This window comes from Sphingomonas glaciei, assembly GCF_023380025.1.
Taxonomy (GTDB): domain Bacteria; phylum Pseudomonadota; class Alphaproteobacteria; order Sphingomonadales; family Sphingomonadaceae; genus Sphingomicrobium; species Sphingomicrobium glaciei.
This window is the reverse complement of sequence record NZ_CP097253.1, coordinates 358,609-377,239: the sequence shown is the minus strand read 5'-3', so window position 1 is coordinate 377,239 and position 18,631 is coordinate 358,609. Positions and strand designations below refer to the sequence as shown.

Below are 18,631 nucleotides of genomic sequence, written 5' to 3'. Positions count from 1 at the left end.
GGTGGGAGCGACGGCACGACCGAGCTTCCGCCGCCCCGGATAAAACCCACCCCCGACCCCTCCCGCCAGCGGGAGGGGAGTGAGTAGAAAACCCATGGCCGACCTTCACTTCACTCTCACCACCCCCGAGCGCCAGATCATCAGCGACAACGTCTACATGGTCGTCGTCCCCGGCGTCGAAGGTGAGTTCGGCGTGATGGCCGGCCACGCGCCTTTCATGACCACGCTGCGCGATGGCGAGCTGGCGGTCTATCGCTCGGCCGGCGCGACGCCCGAGAAGATCCGCGTCTCCGGCGGCTTCGCCGAAGTCGGCGATGCCGGCCTCACCATCCTCGCCGAGAGCGCCGAAGCCTGATGCGGCGAGCGCCGCCGGACGCAACACTCCGGCCCCATCGTTAAACCCCCGACCAACTCCGATTAGCTTTTTGGCAAAGTTTGCGTGGCATCAACCACGTGAGACTGAGCTTAAAAAGACGGGACAGGCACGGGCATGAGCGCATTCGGCAAGCGTGGCGGAGGACGCCCAAGCTTCGGCGTCGCCCGTCCGATGAAGGGTGGCGTCGGCGGCGCGCAAGAAGGGGGCGAGCAGTTCCCGCCGCTGGAGGAACCAGCCGTTTCCGCCGCCCCTGCACCGCAGGGCGAACTCGGCGCGGCGATGGACCGCCTTAACAACCGCATGAATGCCAGCGCCGATGCCGGCTCGTCCAAGCAGGAAGGGTTCGAGGCCTCGGTCCACCGGATCAAGGAACAGGTCCTTCCCCGACTGCTCGAGCGGGTCGACCCGGAAGCCGCGGCGACCCTGACGAAGGACGAACTGGCGGAGGAATTCCGCCCGATCATCTCCGAGGTGCTGAACGAGCTCAAGATCAACCTCAACCGGCGCGAGCAGTTCGCGCTGGAGAAGGTGCTGGTCGACGAGCTGCTCGGTCTCGGGCCGCTCGAGGAGTTGCTTAGCGATCCGTCGATCAGCGACATCATGGTCAACGGTCCCGACCAGACCTTTATCGAAAAGAAGGGCAAGCTCCAGCTCGCGCAAATCCAGTTCCGCGACGAGGAGCATCTGTTCCAGATCGCCCAGCGGATCGTGAACAAGGTCGGCCGCCGCGTCGACCAGACTACTCCGCTCGCCGACGCCCGTCTTGCCGACGGCAGCCGCGTCAACGTCATCATCCCGCCCTTGAGCCTCAAGGGCACCGCCATCTCGATCCGTAAGTTCTCGGAAAAGCCGATCACGCTCGACATGATGCGTGGCTTTGGCTCGATGAGCGAGAAGATGGCGACCTGCCTCAAGATCGCGGGCGCGGCGCGGATGAATATCGTCATCTCGGGCGGTACCGGTTCGGGCAAGACCACCATGCTCAATGCCCTGTCGAAGATGATCGACCCGGGCGAGCGCGTCATCACCATCGAGGACGCGGCCGAACTCCGTCTGCAGCAGCCGCACTGGCTACCGCTCGAAACCCGCCCGCCCAACCTAGAGGGCCAGGGCGCGATCACCATTCGCGACCTCGTCATCAACGCCCTGCGTATGCGTCCCGACCGGATCATCCTCGGCGAAATTCGTGGCCAGGAGTGTTTCGACCTTCTGGCGGCGATGAACACCGGTCACGACGGCTCGATGGCCACCCTCCACTCCAACTCCCCGCGCGAATGCCTCGCGCGTATGGAGAACATGGTGATGATGGGCGACATCAAGATCCCGAAGGAAGCGATCAGCCGCCAGATCGCGGACTCGGTCGACCTTATCGTGCAGGTGAAGCGCCTCCGCGACGGTTCGCGCCGCACCACCAACATTACCGAGGTGATCGGCATGGAGGGCGAGGTCATCGTCACCCAGGAGCTGTTCAAGTTCGAATATCTCGACGAAAGCGCCGACGGGAAGATCATCGGCGAATATCGCTCGATGGGCCTGCGCCCCTACACGCTCGACAAGGCTAAGCAGTATGGGTTCGACCAGCCGTATCTGGAGGCTTGCCTCTAAAAGAGGCGGTTCCTACTCCACCTTCGCTCCGGCTGTGGATGCCTGCGACTTCACCAGCACCGTCTTGATGTTGACGAACTCGCGAATGCCATAGTCGGCGCACTCGCGGCCGTAGCCCGAATGCTTGACCCCGCCAAACGGCATCCGCGGGTCGGAGCGAACGTTCTCGTTGACGAAGCTCATCCCGGCGTCGAGTTCGTCGCGCGCGATCCGGCGGCCGCGGTCGGGATCGCCGGTCAGGACACCCGAGCCCAGCCCGAAATCGCTGTCGTTGGCGATGCGGATGGCGTCCGCCTCGTCCTTGGCGGTGATGATCGCCGCGACGGGACCAAAGATCTCCTCGTCGTGCGCGGGCTGGCCGGGGGCGACATCGGTGAGCACCGTCGCAGGATACCAGGCGCCGGCCTTGTCCGGCACCTCTCCGCCGAGCAGCAGCCTCGCGCCTTTGGCGATACTGGCCTCGACCTGCTCATGGACCTCGTCGCGGGCGGCAACGCTCTGCATCGGCCCTAGCTTGGTGCCCTCCTCGCTCGGATCGCCCATCGCATAGCCGCGCATTGCCTCGACCAGCGCTGCCTCGAACTTCTGCTTGAGCGATTCGACGACGATGAAGCGCTTGCCCGCGATGCAGCTTTGCCCCCCGTTCACCATCCGCGCGGTCGCCGCGACCTTGGCGGCGGCGGCCGGGTCGGCATCGTCAAGGATCAGGTAGGCGTCCGACCCGCCAAGCTCGAGTACGCATTTCTTGAGCACGCCGCCGGCAGCCGCGGCAACGCTCTTGCCCGCGCCGACGCTGCCGGTGAGGGTGACAGCCGCGATGTGCGGGCTCTCGATGAGCTTGGCGATGTCCCCGCTCGGCAGCAGCACGGATCCGAACAGGCCCTCCGGCAGACCCGCGTCACGCAGCAATTGCTCGATCGCCAGCGCGCAACCGGGGACGTTACTGGCATGCTTGAGGACCGCGCCGTTGCCCGCCATCAGCGCCGGCGCCGCGAAGCGGATCACCTGCCAGAAGGGGAAATTCCAAGGCATGACCGCAAGCACCACGCCAAACGGGTTGAAGGCGACGAACGCTTCCCCTGCCCCGTCGAGGTCGATCGGCTGGTCGGCAAGGTAGCCTTCGGCATGGCCGGCGAACCAATCGCAATGCGCCGCGCATTTCTCGATTTCGGCGCGGCCGTCGGTGAGGGTCTTGCCCATCTCCTCGGTCATCAGCGCAGCATAGTCGTCTGCCCGCTTACGCAGCAGCCCGGCGACTTTGCCGACCACCGCCGAGCGGTCGGCAAAGCTGGCCTTGCGCCAGTCCCGCTGCACCGCATGCGCGCGCTCGGTCGCCTTCAACGCCTCGTCCAGCGAGGTCAGCGGGTAGCACTTCCCCTTCCCGCCGGTTGCTGGGTTGATCAACTGCGCAACCGGCGCGCGCTCCTCGTCGGCCATGTTCATTCCTTGGTTACAAGCCGGCTCAACGCTCCATCCGGTAGATGAGGTTCAGGACCACGCCGGTTTCGAGTTGGCCCGGCGCCACCAGGCCGTCGCTCTGCGCGCCCGGCGGCGCGGGAGGGGGCGGAGCGGCCTGCGCGGCATATTCGAGGCGCCTGCCGGTCACCACGACATCGGTCCCGCGATAGCTCGCGCCTTCCTCGACCGACAGCAGGGTGACCTTGGTGAAACCGCTGCTGCGGGCATATTCCATCGCTTCCGACATGCCCCGGGCAAGCGCCCGGACCCGCGCTTCGCGACGCAGCAGGATCGGATCGCTGATCGAGAAATTGGGGCCATAGACGGTGTCGGCGCCCGCCGCGGTCAGCGTGTCCAGCAGGGCGGTCAGCTTCGGGATGTCGCGTGTCTTGAGCTGGATGGTATTGCTGGCGAGATAGCCGCGGAACACCCGCCGTCCCGAGCGCGCACCGGGATCCTGCACATAGTCATATTCGGGCTGGAGCTGGATGCCCTGGGTCTGGATGTCCCGCTCGCGCAGGCCGGCGCGGCGGATGGTGGCGAGCAGACGCTCGGTCTTCTCCTTGTTGGCCGCACTTGCCGCAACGGCGGTCGGTGCGCGCGCCTGGGTACCGACCTGGATGCTGGCCTCGTCGGGCGGCGTGCGCAGATTCTCGGCGATCTGCAGCTTGACCAGTGGGGTGGTCGCCATCTCGGCGATCGAGGTCTGCGGCGCGACCTGGGCAGCGGCGGGCGCGGCGATCAAACAGGTGGCGAGGGCAACGGAGGACAACAGACGCATCGGCGGCTCCTTCAACTAGTTCCACCCCCGCAACGGAAACCGCGGGGGGGGGGGCAGTTCCGCCGTCTTGCCCGGGCTCGGCTGAACACGAGCGATATGCCGGTCCCCGCGCCGATACGAAAAGGGCCGGCACGCTCCCGCAGGAACATGTCGGCCCTTCACGATCTTCCTGGCCGCCGCACTCCAGCCCCGTTTCAGGGCCGAGGCGCTCCAGCCTTATGCCTCAGGCGTCGTCCTCGGCGTCCGGACCGACCATCAGCGCGTCGCCAATCTCGTCCTTGCCCTTGCGGATCGCCACTTCGAGCCGGGCCATGATCTCGGGATTTTCCTTGAGATAGGTCTTCGAATTCTCGCGCCCCTGGCCGATACGGATGCTGTCGTAGCTGAACCAGGCGCCCGACTTCTCGACGATCCCGGCCTTGACGCCGAGATCAAGGATTTCGCCGACCTTGCTGACGCCTTCGCCATACATGATGTCGAATTCGACCTGCTTGAACGGCGGCGCGACCTTGTTCTTGACCACCTTCACGCGGGTGGTGTTGCCGACGATATCGTCGCGATCCTTGATCTGCCCGGTGCGGCGGATGTCGAGGCGGACCGACGCGTAGAACTTCAGCGCGTTACCGCCGGTGGTCGTCTCCGGATTGCCGTACATGACGCCGATCTTCATCCGCAGCTGGTTGATGAAGATCACCATGCAGCGCGAGCGGCTGATCGATCCCGTCAGCTTACGCAACGACTGGCTCATCAGGCGGGCCTGAAGGCCGACGTGGCTGTCGCCCATCTCGCCCTCGATCTCCGCCCGCGGCACCAGCGCGGCCACCGAGTCCACCACCAGCACGTCGATCGCATTGGAGCGAACCAGCGTGTCGACGATCTCCAGCGCCTGCTCGCCGGTGTCGGGCTGGCTGACGATCAGCTCGTCGATGTTGACGCCCAGCTTCTTGGCATAGGCCGGGTCGAGCGCATGTTCGGCGTCCACGAACGCCGCAGTGCCGCCGGCCTTCTGGGCCTCGGCAATGGTGTGCAGCGCGAGCGTCGTCTTGCCCGAGCTTTCCGGACCGTAGATCTCGATCACGCGGCCACGCGGCAGGCCGCCGACGCCAAGCGCGATGTCGAGCCCGAGGCTGCCGGTCGAGATCGTCTCGACCTCCATCTTCTCGCGGCTGCCCAGCTTCATCGCCGAACCCTTGCCGAACGCCCGATCAATCTGCGCCAACGCTGCGTCGAGCGCCTTCTGCCTGTCCACCGTCATTGTGTTCCCGCTCATCCCGACAACCTTCAGCTGCGTCGCCATGCGCTTTCTTCCTTGTCCACGATGAAGGCGGATGCCCCCGTTACGGAGATGATGTACACTGTTCGTTCTCATAGAACAAGAGCAGAACAAGTGCGCAGGAAGGAGACGCACTACCCCATTTAGCCGAGCGTTGCCAGTCTAGCCGACTTGCGGTCGAGTGCAACCGAAGTAGCGAGGTGAAAGCGCAATCACCGTCTTTTCGCTACGGCTTTACGCTCCAGCGCGCGATCGCCGATCCGGAGGTAGCCTGAAGGGTGCCGACAGCAGCGCCTGCAACGTCGCTCGCTGTTCGAGGCTGGAGGCGCCGACCGTGAGCGGTCCGAACGCCGGACGAAGCGTGGCGCCGCCGCGCTGCCATTCGAAGTGGAGATGCGGGCCGGTGGCGAGGCCGCTCGACCCGACCTTGCCGACCACCGCGCCGCGCGGCACCGTTTGGCCGCCGCTCACATCGATCTCCGACAGGTGGGCATAGAGCGTGGTGCTGCCATCGCCATGCGCGATCCGCACCGCCTGGCCATAGCCGCCCTGCCAGCCGGCACTCATCACCCGGCCTTCCAGCGCCGCCTGGACCGGCGTTCCCGCCGGCGAGGCGAAGTCGGTGCCGCGATGCCAGCGCAGATAGCGCAGGATGGGGTGAAAACGCAGGCCGGGGTTGGAGGTCACCGGCCCGGGCAGGGGCCGCAACAGTCCGGATTGCGCCGCTTCCCCGGCACCAAGTGGACGCAGGCCCTCCCCGACCCACCGGCGGAAGGTCCCGTCCATCCCGTAGGCGCCAAGATACAGCGGCTCGCCATAATAGGAGCCGGAGGCGGCGGATTGGTGGGCGATGATGAGGTCGATGGCCGCCAGCCGTTCGCCAGAAACTCTGTCCAGCAACCGGTCGCGGACCTCGCGCGGCAATCCGGCCTCGACCAGACCGGCGGGCAGCCCTGCACCCCCTTCCAAGCGCAGGCGGACAGGCGTCATATCTACCGCTTCGACGAGTTCGCGCCGAACGAAGCCGTCGCCCTGCCGTTCGACCACCGATTGCCGCCCCGGCCTGCGCCGCACCGCCATGCGCTCCAACGCCCGCGCGTTCGATCCGACCCGCTCGCCAAGCCACAGTTGAACCGGCCCCGAGAGATCCCCCGCAGTCTCGCTCGCAAGCGCTGCGTCGAGCCCGCCCACGCCCGACCGAAGGAGAATGTCCGTCAGCGTTTCCCCCGGCCGGCCTTTAACCGTCAGGTCGGGCGGCCGGACGGTTGGGAGCGCCGCGTCGGACGACTTGGGAATGGCTGAGGCTGCGGCTGGACGCATCCTCTCGGACTGCCGGCCCGTAGCTGCATAGCCGATGGCGCCAACGCCAAGGGCGAGCACGGCAAGGGCCGAAGTCAGGAGCGCGCTTTGGGACATGGCAGGGTGACGCCGAGCATAGGGGAGCCATCCTTCCGCGGCAACGCGTGCGCGGGCCCGGGGCTCACCTGCGAAGATACTGTCATTGCCTCGCAACTTTGCTTATTCAGGGACTTCTGGCGGGAAGTTGAACGGGCCTGAATGCGGCGAACCATGATCATTCGGCGGGCGGTGACCGCGCGGCAACTGCTGCCGCGCGATGTCTACTTCTGGCTGAAGGCGGTCCTGCTGGCGCTGGTCGCGGTCCAGGCGGCGCGGCTGATCTGGATCCTCGTCACGCCGCTTGGCCCGGTCGGGCGCTGGCTTCCCCCGGCCCCGCCGACCATCCCCGCCACCGCGCAGCTCGCCTTGTTCTCGACCTTCGATCCCTTCGCGACCGCCCAAGCCCCTGCGGGTGCCGCCGCCCCTGCCCCCGCAGCCAGCGGCTTCACCCTGTTCGGCACGCGCATGTCCTACGGCGGCGCGTCGGCGTCGGCGATCATCGCCGGCGCCGACGGCGTGCAGAACAGCTATTCGGTCGGTGAGGAAGTCGCCCCGGGCGTCCGCCTGCTTTCGGTGGGGTTCGACTTCGTCACAATCGGCGGCAAGGGGTCCGAGCAGCGGCTCGCGATGGAAGGCGCCGATCCACCCGTCGCGGCCGCCGCCACCGGCACTCCCGCGGCTGGCGGAGCGGGCCTGGCCCTTACCCCCGCCGCGATCCGCAACAATGTCGCCCTCGCCCCGCGCCTGGTTGGCGGGCGGGTCAGCGGCTTCCTCGTCAGCGCGACCGGCAATCCTGCGGTCCTCGCCCGGACCGGTCTTCGCGACGGCGACATCATCACGCAGGTGAACGGCCGCCCGCTCACCGACCCTGCCGCGCTCCAATCCCAGCTGAGCCCCGGCGCCCGTCTATCGCTCACCGTCGAACGCGGTGCCGCGACCGTGCCGGTGGCCCTGCTGCTTGAAGGAAATCCATGAAGCCGTTCACGACCCTCCTGGCGGGAGCGATGCTGTTCCTCGCCGACCCGGCCGCGGCGCAATATGCGCTCAATCTGCGCGACGTCGACGTTCGCGCGCTGGCGTCCGACGTCGCCAAGACCACCGGCCTGACCCTGGTCGTCGATGGCCGGGTCAACCAGAAGGTCAGCGTCACCACCCGCGCCTCGCTCAGCCGCAGCGAATATTTCGAAGTGTTCCTGTCGACCCTGCGCGCCAACGGCCTCGTCGCCATCCCCATTCGCGGCGGCTACCGCATCCAGCCGGTCGAGGGCGCCGCCAGCCAGCCGACCCGGATCGGCAGCCGCAACGCCTCGCGCAATCAGGTCGTCACCGAAATCTTCCGCCTCCGCAACATTGAGGCGGCGCAAGCCGTCGAGACCCTCCGCCCGCTGGTCAGCCCGCAGGGTAGCGTCACCGCCAACCGCAATGCCAATAGCCTGATCGTGGTCGATTTCGCCGACAATATCGCGCGGGTCCGGCAGCTGGTCGGCTCGATCGACCGGCAGAGCCAGACCAATCAGATCGTCTATCTCCGCAACGCCGGAGCGCGTGAGATCGCCACCTCCCTGTCGGCGCTGGCCGGGCAGAACAGCGGCGTCGCCGTGTCCGCGGTCGACAGCAGCAACGCGCTGGCCTTCAGCGGCGAGCCCGGCGCCGTGTCCCGCCTCGTCGCCATCGCCCGCGACCTCGACACGCGCGCGTCCGGCAATGCCGACATCCGCGTCTATTTCCTCGAACATGCCGATGCAGAGCAGCTCCTGCCCGTCCTCCAGCAATTGCTCGGCCAGCCGGTCACGCAGGGCACCAGCGCCCCGTCGTTCATCCGCAGCCAGGAAGGCGAAGGCACCGGCGCCGGTCCGGCAACCCCGCCGCCCGCCCCCGTCCAGACGACCGGCAACGGCGATCAGAACAACGGCATCGCCCGACGCGGGCCGGCGGTTGTCGCACGCTATCCCGGCACCAACGCCATCGTCATTGCCGCCAATGCGGACGTCCAGCGCCAGCTGGGTGAAGTCATCCGCCAGCTCGACACCCGCCGCGAGCAGGTGCTGGTCGAAGCCATCATCGTCGAGATCGGCGACCTTGCCGCCAAGCGCCTCGGCGTCCAATTCCTGCTGGCCGGGCAGAACGCCCCGTTCCTCGCGACCAACTATTCGAACGCGGTCCCCAACATCCTGACCGTCGGCGGCGCGATCGCCAATTATCAGCTGGGCCGGACCACCACCACCAACACCGATGGTACGGTCACCACCACCACCGACCGCCCGCTCGGCGACGGCATCACCGACGCCGCGGTCCAGTCGGTGCTACAGGCGACCGGCGGCTTCGCGGGCGGCCTGATCGACATCGGCAAGAATGCGGTGTTCGGCGCGATCCTCAATGCGGTGAAGTCCGACACGCAGAGCAATATCCTGTCGACCCCGTCGATCATGACGCTCGACAATCAGGAAGCGAAGTTGCTGGTCGGGCAGGAAGTCCCGGTCACCACCGGCGAGCGCCTCAGCACCAATTTCGACAATGCCTTCCGCACCGTCCAGCGCCAGAACGTCGGTATCCAGCTCGACGTCAAGCCGCAGGTCAATTCGTCGGGCTCGATCAAATTGTTCCTCCGCCAGGAAGTTTCGAGCATCGCCGGCCCGGTCGCCACCGGTTCGGCCGACCTCATCATCAACAAGCGCGAGTTCAAGACCGTGCTGACCGTCGACGACGGCGAGATCCTGGCGATCGGCGGTCTGCTCGACGAAAATGAGCGCCGCACCATCGAGAAGATCCCGCTGCTCGGCGACCTGCCCCTGCTCGGCAACCTGTTCCGCTCCAAGAGCCGGTCCAAGGCAAAGACCAACCTGATGGTCTTCATCCGCCCGACCATAATCCGCAGCGCCGCCGACGCCCGCCGCATCACTGCCCAGCGCTACGGCACCATCCGCAACGACCAGCTGCGCGTCCGGCCGCTCGAGGAGCCGTCGATCGACACTCTGGTCCGCGACTATCTCGGCACCGTTCCGCCGGTCGGGGTGGAAGATCGCCCCGGTGACGTCCGCTACGGCCCCGCGCCGCCCCCGCCGCCGCTCGCGCCCGTCAGGGGCTGAGCCGTGGCGGACGAAGCCAAGGAACTGGTGATCGACACGCCTTTGGTCCCGGCGCTCGAAGATCCATTGCTCGAGGACGTTCGCGCGTCGGAAATCCAGGCGGTCCCGGTCACCGCCCTCGTCGACCTGCCCTTCGCCATCGTCCGCGAAAGCGGCCTGCTTCCCCTCCCGCGCGAGGACGGCAGCCTCGAAGTCGCCATGCGCGAGGGGGCCGATCCGCGCCGCCTGATCGAGCTTCGCCGGCATCTCGGGCAGGCGTTCGACCTGCGCCCCGTCAGCACCGCCGACTTCGACCGGCTGCTGCAGGACCGCTATGCACTCGGCGGAAGCGCCGCCGGTCTCGCCCAATCGATCGGCGACGAAGATGGCCTTGACGCGCTCGCCAGCGGCATCCCGACCGCCGAGGACTTGCTCGCCTCCCCCGACGATGCGCCCGCCATACGCCTGATCAACGGCATCCTCGCCGAAGCCGTCCGGGCCGGGGTCAGCGACATCCACATCGAGCCCTATGAGAGCGGCCTTATCGTACGCATGCGGCGCGACGGTGTGCTCAAGGAGTCGCTGCGCATGCCGGCCCATGTCGCCCCGGTGGTGGTGAGCCGGATCAAGGTCATGGCCCGCCTCGACATCGCCGAGCGGCGCATCCCGCAGGATGGCCGGATCGGCGTCCAGCTCGGCGGCCGCGCGCTCGACGTCCGTGTTTCAACCCTTCCCAGCCGCGCCGGCGAGCGGGTCGTGCTGCGCGTGCTCGACAAGCAGCAAGCCGGCCTCACGCTCGAGCAGCTTGGCCTGTCGGGCACCGCCGCCGACATCCTGGTCAAGGCGCTGGCCGAGCCCAATGGCATCATCCTCGTCACCGGGCCGACCGGGTCGGGCAAGACCACCACGCTCTACGCCGCGCTGGCCCACCTCAACGACGGCAGCCGCAACATCCTAACCGTTGAGGACCCGGTCGAATATGCGATGGACGGGGTCGGCCAGACCCAGGTCAATTCCAAGGTCGGCATGACCTTTGCCAACGGCCTTCGCGCTATCCTCCGCCAGGACCCGGACGTTGTGATGGTCGGCGAAATCCGTGACCGCGAGACCGCCGATATCGCGGTGCAGGCCTCGCTCACCGGCCACCTCGTCCTCTCCACTGTTCACACCAACGACGCGCCTGGCGCGATCACCCGCCTGCGCGACATGAAGGTCGAGCCTTTCCTGCTCGCCTCCTCGCTGCGCGCAGTCATTGCCCAGCGGCTGGTTCGGCGGCTGTGCGAGCAGTGCCGGGCGCCCGAGGAGGATGCGGCCGGTGCAGCGGCCCTGCTCGGCTTCCCCCCTGACACGGTCCTTTATCGCGCGGTCGGCTGCAAGGCCTGTAATGGCGCAGGCTATCGCGGCCGGATCGGGCTGTTCGAGGCGGTCGTGGTCGATGCCGAGATCCGCCGCCTCATCCTGAGCGACGGAGACGAAGGCGCGATTGCCGCCCATGCCTTTGCCCATTCGCCAAGCCTGTACGCCGCCGCCCGCGCGCTGGTCGCGCAAGGCGTCACCACCGCGGCCGAAGCGATCCGCGTATCGCGCTCGGCGGACGAGCCCCTTGCCTAGCTTCGCCTACACCGCGATCGACCTGCGCGGGCGCGAACAGCAAGGCCGGCTGAGCGCTCCGACCCGCGAGGAAGCCCAAGGGCAGCTCGCGAAACGGCGCCTTCACGTCCTGCGCCTCGCCGAAGCGCAGGATGGCGGAGTTGCCGCTCCAAAGAAGGGCAGTATCACCTTGCCGTGGCGGCGGGGCGAGCGTCTGCGCTTTCGCGATCTCACCCTATTCACCCGCCAGCTCGCCACCCTCACCTCTGTGTCCCCGATCGAGGAGTCGCTCCGCACCATCGCCCGCCAGAGCGACCGCCCCGAAGTCCGCGGTATCGTCGCGCGGGTCGCCGACGCCGTGGTCGAAGGCCGCCGCCTCGCCGACGCGCTTGGCCGTGAACCGCGCAGTTTTCCGCCGCTCTACCGGGCGATGGTCTCGGCCGGCGAAAGTTCGGGCTCCTTGCCCGACATCCTCGAACGCCAATCGGTCCTGCTGGAACGGCAAGCGGCGATGCGCTCTAAGCTGCTGTCGGCCCTCGCCTACCCCGCCGTTCTGACCCTGGTCGCGCTCGGCGTGGTCGCGGCGCTGATGATCGCGGTGGTGCCGCGCGTGGTCGAGCAGTTCGACAACGTGGGCCAGCAATTGCCCTTGCTGACCCGCATCATCATCGCCCTGTCGACCTTCATGGCAAATTACTGGTGGGCCTTGCTGCTGCTGATCGGCGGGGGCCTGGCCCTGCTGTCCGTCGCGCTGCAGCGGCCCGACACCCGGCTGGTGATCGACCGTTTCCTCCTCCGCCTCCCTTTCGTCGGTCGTCTGGTCCGCGACCTTCATGCCGCCAGCATCGCGCGCACGTTGTCGACCATGATCGGCAGCCGCCTGCCCCTGATCGAGGGACTGCGCCTCACCGCCGAGACGGTACATAACCGCGCCCTCCGCACCGCCACCGAAGGGTTGGTCGAGGCCATCCGCCGCGGTGGCAGCCTGTCGGGTGCACTCGGCCGGGCCGGTGTCTTTCCGCCCCTGCTCGTCTACCTCGCCGCCAGCGGCGAAAGCGCCGGACGGCTGGAACTCATGCTCGCTCGCGCCGCCGAATATCTGGAGCGCGAATTCGACGCCTTTACCTCCACCGTGCTGGCGCTGCTCGAACCGATGATCATCGTCGTCCTCGGGGTGATCGTCGCTACCATCGTCCTCGCCATCCTCCTCCCCATCCTGCAGCTGCAGTCCCTAGTCGGAGCCTGACCGAAATGCCGCGCCATCCCGCCCGCCTCCGCAACCGTCGCAAGCCCCGCCGCAACGGCTTCACACTCGTCGAACTCATGGTGGTGATCGTGATCATCGGCCTCCTCGCGACCGTGGTGATGATCAACGTCCTCCCCAGTCAGGACCGGGCGATGACGACCAAGGCCCGCGCCGACATCGCCACGCTCAGCCAGGCGATGGAAATGTATCGCCTAGACAACATGCGCTACCCGCCTTCGCTGGAAGCCTTGTCGCAGCCGCGGCCGGGCGGTGGTGGCTCCTACGTCCGCAACCTGCCGGACGATCCGTGGGGCCGCCCCTATCAGATGAGCACGCCCGGCCAGAACGGCAGCCCATTCGACATCGTCTCCCTCGGCGCCGACGGCACGCCCGGCGGCGAGAACGAGGATGCCGACATCCGTGGCTCCGAGCAGCCCTGACCGCCGGCGCGAGGCCGGCTTTACGCTCGTTGAGCTGATGGTCGTATTGGCCGTCATGGGCCTGCTCGCCGGCGTCGCCGTTTGGCGCTGGCCAGCCGGCAACGACCGCGTTCGATCGGATGCGGTCGCTCTGTCCAGCCGAGTCGCCGCCGCCCGCGACCAGGCGATACTCTCCGGTCGCCCCCTCGCGTTGGAGATCGACACCTCGGGCTACCGCTTCGTCCAGCGCGGCCAGGAAGGGTGGCAGCCGGTTGCCGAGCCTTCGCTGCGCGAGCGCCGCTGGAGCCGCGGCGTAAGGCCCACCGGAACCGCCGCAGCCTCCGCCCGGCTCGGCTTCGACAGTGTCGGCCTGCCCGACCGCGCGCTCGACCTGACGCTAGCCGGCGACAGGGCCAGCGCGGTGGTCGAGATCGCCGCCGACGGCGAGGTCGTCGTCAAGTGAGCCGCAACGGCTTCACCCTGCTTGAAATGCTGGTCGCGCTGGCAGTCTTCTCGATCGCCGCGCTTGCCCTGCTGCGGCTCGACGCCGTCGCGGTCGCCACCGCCACCGACCTCAAGGCGCGCGAAGGCGCCATGCTGGTCGCCGAGAACGAGGCCGCGCGGATCGCCACCGATCCCGCCGCGCCCCCGCTCGGCAATGCCAGCCGGCGCATCGGCAATGGCGGCCAAACCTTCCTCGTCGGTCAGTCGGTGTCGCCGACCCCCGACCAGCGCCTGCTGCGCGTCGACCTCGCGGTGCGGAGCGCCGACGCCCCCGCCGCCGTGCGCCTGACCTTCATCCGGAGGGCACGGTGAGACCGACCCGCGCCACCCGCGGCTTCACCTTGGTCGAGATGGTGGTGGCGCTGCTGATCTTCGCTATCCTCGCGGGCGCCGGCGTCGGCCTGCTACGCGCCAGTGTCGACACCCAGGAAGCCGTGGGCGGCGCGCTCGCCGACCTCAGTGCCGCTGCCCGCCTCCGCGCCCTGCTGGCGGCCGACCTGACCCAGGCCGTAGTTCGCCCGGTCGAAGGCGCCCCGGCGGGCTTCGCCGGCAGCGCGAACGAGCTGCGCCTGGTGCGCGCCTTCGAACCTGCCGAGCGTGTAGTTGGCTCGAGCGGCCTCCAGGCGATCCGCTGGCAGGTCGAGGGCGGACGCCTCGTCCGGCAGTCGATTACCCCGACTGGCGTTGCGACCGGTCCCGCCGCCGTCCTCGCCCGCGATGTCACCGGCCTGGCGCTCCGCTACCGGGCCGCGGACGGCGGCTGGCGCAACGCCTGGGCTCCGCTCGCCACCGAGGCCGCGCTCCCGCGCGCCGTCGAAATGCGGCTGCAGCGCCAAGGCGAGGCGGAGGTCTCGATCACCGTCGCTCTGCCCGAAGGTCCCGCCCCGCCGAGGACCGCCGCATGAGCCCTCGCCCCCACGAACGCGGAGCCGCCCTGCTCACCGTCCTGATGCTGGTGGCGGTGATCGCGACGCTGGCGGCGACCACCCTCGACCGATTGACCGTCGCTACCCGCCTTGCCGCCAATACCGGCATCGCTGCGCAGGGCAGGCAGTGGCTTGGCCTTGCCGAACAGCTCGCCGCCGTGCGCCTTCAGGACCTCGCCGCCGCCGACGCCGCGCGCACGCTGGCCGGCCCCTGGCTCGGCCAGGTGCGCGAGATCCGTCTGCCCGATGGCGGGACCTTGCGTGCCGAGGTTCGCGACGGCGGAAACTGCTTCAATCTCAACGGCCTCGCCCGCGACCAGATCGACGGGACCACCGTCGCCGATGTCGCGGCGGTGCAGCAATTCTCGCAACTGCTTCTCCTCCTCGGGGTCGATGGTTCGCGCGCCGCCAGCATCGCCTCGGCCGCCGCCGACTGGGTCGACAGCGACCTCGTGCCGCTGCCCGCCGGGACCGAGCAGGCCCGTGCCGACAGCGCTTGGCCGCCTGCCAACGGCTCCTTCGCCGACGTTGCTGAGCTTGGCGCAGTGCAGGGCGTCACTCCCGACCTGCTCGGCCTCGTCTCGCCCTTCCTGTGCGCGCTTCCCGAGGCGGGGCCGCAGGGGATCAATCCCAACACCCTGCTGCCCGAACAGGCGCCATTGCTCTCGATGCTCGCCCCGCAGCAACTCTCGATCGGCGCCGCCCGGGCGCTGATCGCCGGGCGTCCCGCTGCTGGCTATGAAAGCAGCGTCGCCTTCTGGCGGGCCTCGGGGATCGCCGCCGACGCCATTCCCCCGGGCGCCGCCGAGCAGGTCCGCTTAAAGTCCCGCTGGTTCGAGCTGCGCGCCGAGGTCGGCAACGATGGCCAGTCGCTCAGCAGCACCTCGCTGCTCGACCTGCGGGAAACAGGTGCCCGGATCGTTCGCCGCCGCTACGGAGACTGGCGATGAGCGACGCCACCCTCCTTCTCCTCCCCGCGGTCTGCGACGCGGCCGACGCGACCGCCTGCTGGTGGCGGCTGTCCGGCGACGCGATCGTGTCCGAGCATGTCGATGCCGAGTGGCGCGGCCAAGCCCTGTCGCTGATCGCCCTCGCCCCCGTCGCCGCGGTCCGCCTCGACTTCCCCGAAAGCCAGGGCGAGACCGCGCGCCAGGCCCAGGCGATCGCCCGCTCCGCCGCGATCGAGCAGGGCATGGCGGACGCGGCCACCCTGCACGCGGTTGCCGGCACTCTCGACGACCGGCTTGCGACCGCCGTGGTCGCCAACGGCAACATGATCGAGTGGCTTGACTGGCTTGCCACGCACGGCGCCGATCCGATCGCCATTCTCCCCGTGGGCACCGTCGCGCCGCCGAGCGAGCAATGGTCGGCGCTGACCCTCGGCCCCGAGCGGATCATCGCGCGCGGCGGGCTGGTCGCGCCCGACGAACCGGCACTGCGCGACGTCCTGGTCGAGCCGGGTGAGGAGGTCGCCCTGTTGTCGCCGGAGGCCATCCATCAGCGTCTCACTCTGCTGGCTCGCCAGCTCCCGCTCAACCTGCGGACCGGCCGCTTCGCCCGCCGCCGCCTGCTCCTGCTCGACTGGCGCCGACTGCGCGAGCTGGCCGCGCTGGCCCTGCTGATCCCGCTGCTCGGCCTCGTCATGGGTCTCGCCCTGATGATCCGTCTCGACCAGAGCTCGGCCCGGCTGGAGGCGGAGACCGCACGCCTGACCAGCGCGGCGATCGGCAGCCAGGTCACCGCAGCCGCCGCCGCCGCCGTGCTCGATACCCGCATCGGGGCCACGCCGGGTGCCAGCGGATCGCCCTTCCCGCCGCTAGCCGCCCTCTACCAACAGCTTCAGCAATTGCAGGGCGTGACCGCCGTTTCGGTCACCTACCGCCCAGACGGCACGCTGGCCGCCAGCCTGGCCGCCACCCGGGTCGAGGACATCAACCGGCTGCTCCTGTCGCTGCAACGCCTCGGCTATCGCGTGACCGCGTCGACCCGCCCGGGCGCCAGCGGGCAGATGATCGCCGACCTCACCCTGCGGAGCGCCGAATGAACCCGCTCGCCCCCGCCAGCGGCTGGTACATGGCCCGAACCGTACGCGAACGCTGGCTGATCGGCATCATGCTCGCCGTCGCCATTCCCCTGCTCTGCTTCCTCCTCATCTATCGCCCGCTCACCGCCGCGATCGAACGGGCCGAGGAACGCCACTCGGTCGCCGTCCGCAACCATGCGTTGGTCCTCGCCCGGCTTGCGCAGCTCGATACCGTGCAGCGCCCGGCCGTCGCCCTTCCGGCCGGCAGCGCACCCCTGTCACTGCGGGTGACAGAAGCCGCCGCGCTCGCCGGCGTGTCGCTGAGCGCCAACGAACCGCGCGGAAACAGCTCGGCCCTCATCACCCTCGCCCCCTCGGCGCCCACCGCCGCGCTGCGCTGGTTGCGACAGCTCGAACAACAAGGGATCGTAGTGCGAGAACTGACCATCACCCCGCAGCAGGGCGGCCAGGTCGTCGTCACCGCCACCCTCACGCAGGCGGGCGCGCAATGAATTGGCGCTGGGCCGTCTGGACCACGGGCATCGCGCTGATCGCCCTGCTGCTGCTGCTCCCGCTACGCATCGCGCTGTCGGCGGCCGACCTCCAGCAAGTGGGACTGAGCGCGAGGCAGGTCGGCGGCACCATCTGGGGAGGGCGGATCGGCGAACTGACGCTCGGCCGCCAGCTGCTCGGTACCTTCGATGTCCGGCTCGATCCCGGTGCCCTGCTGCTTGGCCGGGTCGCCATGCCGTTCGAGCGGCTTGACCAGATCCAGGGCCCGCTGACCGGGGTGCTGCGCGCGGGCGGCTCAGTCACCGGGGTCGAGCGCCTGTCCGGCGCGATTCCCGCCGGCAATCTCCTCGGCGGAGCGCCGATCGACAGCCTTACCTTCACCGACACCACCATCCTTTTCGAAGACGGCCGCTGCGCTCAGGCAAGCGGGCGCCTTGCCGCCAACCTCGCCGTGCGGTTCGGCCCGCTTGCGCTCGACCGCGGGTTTGCCGGCGCCGTGTCGTGCGACGGTGACCGCGTGCGCGCCCGCCTCGCCAGCCAGGCGGGAAGCGAGCAGGTCGAATTCTTCGTCAGCTCGTCGGGCCAGGTGCGCGGCTGGATCACCATCCGCTCACCCCTTCCCGGCCTCGACACCCTGCTCTCGACCTACGGTTTCCGAACCGGTCCCGGAGGGCTCACATTGCCGTTCGAAACGCGGCTGTGATCCCACTCGCCGGAGGAGTCGCCGGCTTCCTGCTCGGCGCCATCTTCGGCAGCTTCATCGCCACCCTGTGCCTCCGCTGGCCAGAAGGCGAAAGCGTGCTTCGCGGCCGATCGACCTGCGATGGTTGCGGCCGGCCGATCCCGCCGGCCCGCCTTGTCCCCTTGCTCAGCGCCGCGTGGTCGCGGGGGGGCGCGGCCTGCTGTGGCTCGGCGATCGACCCTTTTCACACCCGCGTCGAACTGGCGGCCGCATTGATCGGCGCCGTGTCGCTGGCCCTCGCCCCCTCCGCACAGGGCCTCGCCCTGGCCGCCTTCGGCTGGCTGCTCCTGCCCTTGTTCCTGCTCGACCGGGCGCACTTCTGGCTGCCCAATCCGCTGACGATTACCCTCGCGCTGGCCGGCTTCGCCCTAGCGCCGCTGCTCGATGACGTGCCGCTGGTCGAACGGCTCGCCAGCAGCCTCGTCGCCGGGCTCGGCCTTGCGCTGATCGGCTGGACCTATGCCCGCCTCCGCAGTCGCGAAGGGCTGGGCGGGGGCGATCCCAAGCTCCTTGCCGCCCTCGCGCTGTGGCTGGGCGCGGAGGGCGTCGTCGCTACCTTGCTCGGCGCCGCCTTGCTTGGTCTTGCAGTGGCACTGGCGCAGCGCCGCGCCCGCGACGAAGCCCTGCCGTTCGGCGCCTTCCTTTGCCTCGCCGCTTGGCTCATCGCCACCCTGCGGGTAGCCTTCGTGCCATAATGTAACGAAATTTCGCC

Annotated in this window: 19 protein-coding genes; 15 read left to right on the top strand and 4 right to left on the bottom strand. The window is 68.8% G+C overall.

From position 1 onward, the window contains the following. Nucleotides 1-94: 94 nt before the first annotated feature. Together M1K48_RS01685 and M1K48_RS01680 are read left to right on the top strand one after the other, a co-directional pair. Nucleotides 95-355 carry an ATP synthase F1 subunit epsilon gene (locus M1K48_RS01685; RefSeq protein WP_249504160.1) on the top strand — a complete coding sequence of 87 codons (261 nt, stop codon included), beginning with the start codon at nucleotides 95-97 and terminating at the stop codon, nucleotides 353-355. 135 nt (nucleotides 356-490) lie between these two features. Then, nucleotides 491-1,981, top strand: coding sequence for a CpaF family protein (locus tag M1K48_RS01680; protein ID WP_249504159.1), 1,491 nt, complete (start codon nucleotides 491-493; stop codon nucleotides 1,979-1,981). Nucleotides 1,982-1,993: 12 nt separating this feature from the next. Here M1K48_RS01680 and M1K48_RS01675 read toward each other — a convergent pair whose 3' ends face one another. The 4 genes from M1K48_RS01675 to M1K48_RS01660 all read right to left on the bottom strand — a co-directional run bounded on the left by M1K48_RS01675 (nucleotide 1,994) and on the right by M1K48_RS01660 (nucleotide 6,813). Beyond that, nucleotides 1,994-3,418 carry an NAD-dependent succinate-semialdehyde dehydrogenase gene (locus tag M1K48_RS01675; protein WP_249504158.1) on the bottom strand — a complete coding sequence of 475 codons (1,425 nt, stop codon included), beginning with the start codon at nucleotides 3,416-3,418 and terminating at the stop codon, nucleotides 1,994-1,996. Nucleotides 3,419-3,443: 25 nt separating this feature from the next. Continuing rightward, entirely contained in the window at nucleotides 3,444-4,220 is a 777-nt protein-coding gene (locus M1K48_RS01670) for an SIMPL domain-containing protein (RefSeq protein WP_249504157.1), read from the bottom strand. A 223-nt stretch (nucleotides 4,221-4,443) separates the two neighbouring features. Continuing rightward, nucleotides 4,444-5,517: a recombinase RecA gene (gene recA, locus M1K48_RS01665; RefSeq protein ID WP_319941187.1), complete on the bottom strand. Its 1,074-nt coding sequence runs from the start codon at nucleotides 5,515-5,517 to the stop codon at nucleotides 4,444-4,446. Nucleotides 5,518-5,727: 210 nt separating this feature from the next. Next, nucleotides 5,728-6,813 carry a M23 family metallopeptidase gene (locus M1K48_RS01660; RefSeq protein ID WP_249504156.1) on the bottom strand — a complete coding sequence of 362 codons (1,086 nt, stop codon included), beginning with the start codon at nucleotides 6,811-6,813 and terminating at the stop codon, nucleotides 5,728-5,730. 249 nt (nucleotides 6,814-7,062) lie between these two features. Here M1K48_RS01660 and M1K48_RS01655 point away from each other — a divergent pair, with 249 nt between their 5' ends. The 13 genes from M1K48_RS01655 (at nucleotide 7,063) to M1K48_RS01595 (ending at nucleotide 18,614) form a co-directional block, all read left to right on the top strand. Then, nucleotides 7,063-7,866 (top strand): type II secretion system protein N, encoded by an 804-nt coding sequence (locus M1K48_RS01655; RefSeq protein ID WP_249504155.1) that lies wholly within the window; start codon nucleotides 7,063-7,065, stop codon nucleotides 7,864-7,866. Beyond that, on the top strand, nucleotides 7,863-9,977 hold the full coding sequence (gspD, locus tag M1K48_RS01650) for a type II secretion system secretin GspD (protein ID WP_249504154.1): 2,115 nt from the start codon (nucleotides 7,863-7,865) through the stop codon (nucleotides 9,975-9,977). The genes M1K48_RS01655 and gspD overlap by 4 nt, the downstream gene beginning before the upstream one ends. Nucleotides 9,978-10,043: 66 nt before the next feature. Next, nucleotides 10,044-11,567, top strand: a complete 1,524-nt coding sequence (locus tag M1K48_RS01645) for a GspE/PulE family protein (RefSeq protein ID WP_319941210.1) — start codon at nucleotides 10,044-10,046, stop codon at nucleotides 11,565-11,567. Then, nucleotides 11,560-12,792: a type II secretion system inner membrane protein GspF gene (gspF, locus tag M1K48_RS01640; RefSeq protein WP_249504153.1), complete on the top strand. Its 1,233-nt coding sequence runs from the start codon at nucleotides 11,560-11,562 to the stop codon at nucleotides 12,790-12,792. Before M1K48_RS01645 ends, gspF begins: the two co-directional genes overlap by 8 nt. Nucleotides 12,793-12,797: 5 nt before the next feature. Then, a complete protein-coding gene (gspG, locus tag M1K48_RS01635; protein WP_249504152.1) occupies nucleotides 12,798-13,232 on the top strand; it encodes a type II secretion system major pseudopilin GspG in 435 nt (144 codons plus the stop codon). After that, nucleotides 13,213-13,674, top strand: coding sequence for a GspH/FimT family pseudopilin (locus tag M1K48_RS01630; RefSeq protein ID WP_249504151.1), 462 nt, complete (start codon nucleotides 13,213-13,215; stop codon nucleotides 13,672-13,674). Before gspG ends, M1K48_RS01630 begins: the two co-directional genes overlap by 20 nt. Beyond that, complete coding sequence (gene gspI, locus M1K48_RS01625) at nucleotides 13,671-14,027, top strand: type II secretion system minor pseudopilin GspI (protein WP_249504150.1); 357 nt, start codon at nucleotides 13,671-13,673, stop codon at nucleotides 14,025-14,027. The genes M1K48_RS01630 and gspI overlap by 4 nt, the downstream gene beginning before the upstream one ends. Continuing rightward, nucleotides 14,024-14,620: a GspJ family type II secretion system protein gene (locus M1K48_RS01620; protein ID WP_249504149.1), complete on the top strand. Its 597-nt coding sequence runs from the start codon at nucleotides 14,024-14,026 to the stop codon at nucleotides 14,618-14,620. Before gspI ends, M1K48_RS01620 begins: the two co-directional genes overlap by 4 nt. Further along, the gene (gspK, locus tag M1K48_RS01615; protein WP_249504148.1) at nucleotides 14,617-15,591 is read left to right on the top strand and encodes a type II secretion system minor pseudopilin GspK; all 975 of its coding nucleotides are present in this window, start codon (nucleotides 14,617-14,619) and stop codon (nucleotides 15,589-15,591) included. Before M1K48_RS01620 ends, gspK begins: the two co-directional genes overlap by 4 nt. Continuing rightward, a complete protein-coding gene (gene gspL, locus M1K48_RS01610; RefSeq protein WP_249504147.1) occupies nucleotides 15,588-16,685 on the top strand; it encodes a type II secretion system protein GspL in 1,098 nt (365 codons plus the stop codon). Before gspK ends, gspL begins: the two co-directional genes overlap by 4 nt. Beyond that, nucleotides 16,682-17,176: a type II secretion system protein GspM gene (gene gspM, locus M1K48_RS01605; RefSeq protein WP_249504146.1), complete on the top strand. Its 495-nt coding sequence runs from the start codon at nucleotides 16,682-16,684 to the stop codon at nucleotides 17,174-17,176. The genes gspL and gspM overlap by 4 nt, the downstream gene beginning before the upstream one ends. Then, entirely contained in the window at nucleotides 17,173-17,880 is a 708-nt protein-coding gene (gene gspN, locus M1K48_RS01600) for a type II secretion system protein N (protein WP_249504145.1), read from the top strand. Before gspM ends, gspN begins: the two co-directional genes overlap by 4 nt. After that, complete coding sequence (locus M1K48_RS01595) at nucleotides 17,877-18,614, top strand: prepilin peptidase (protein ID WP_249504144.1); 738 nt, start codon at nucleotides 17,877-17,879, stop codon at nucleotides 18,612-18,614. The genes gspN and M1K48_RS01595 overlap by 4 nt, the downstream gene beginning before the upstream one ends. The last annotated feature ends 17 nt before the right edge of the window (nucleotides 18,615-18,631 follow it).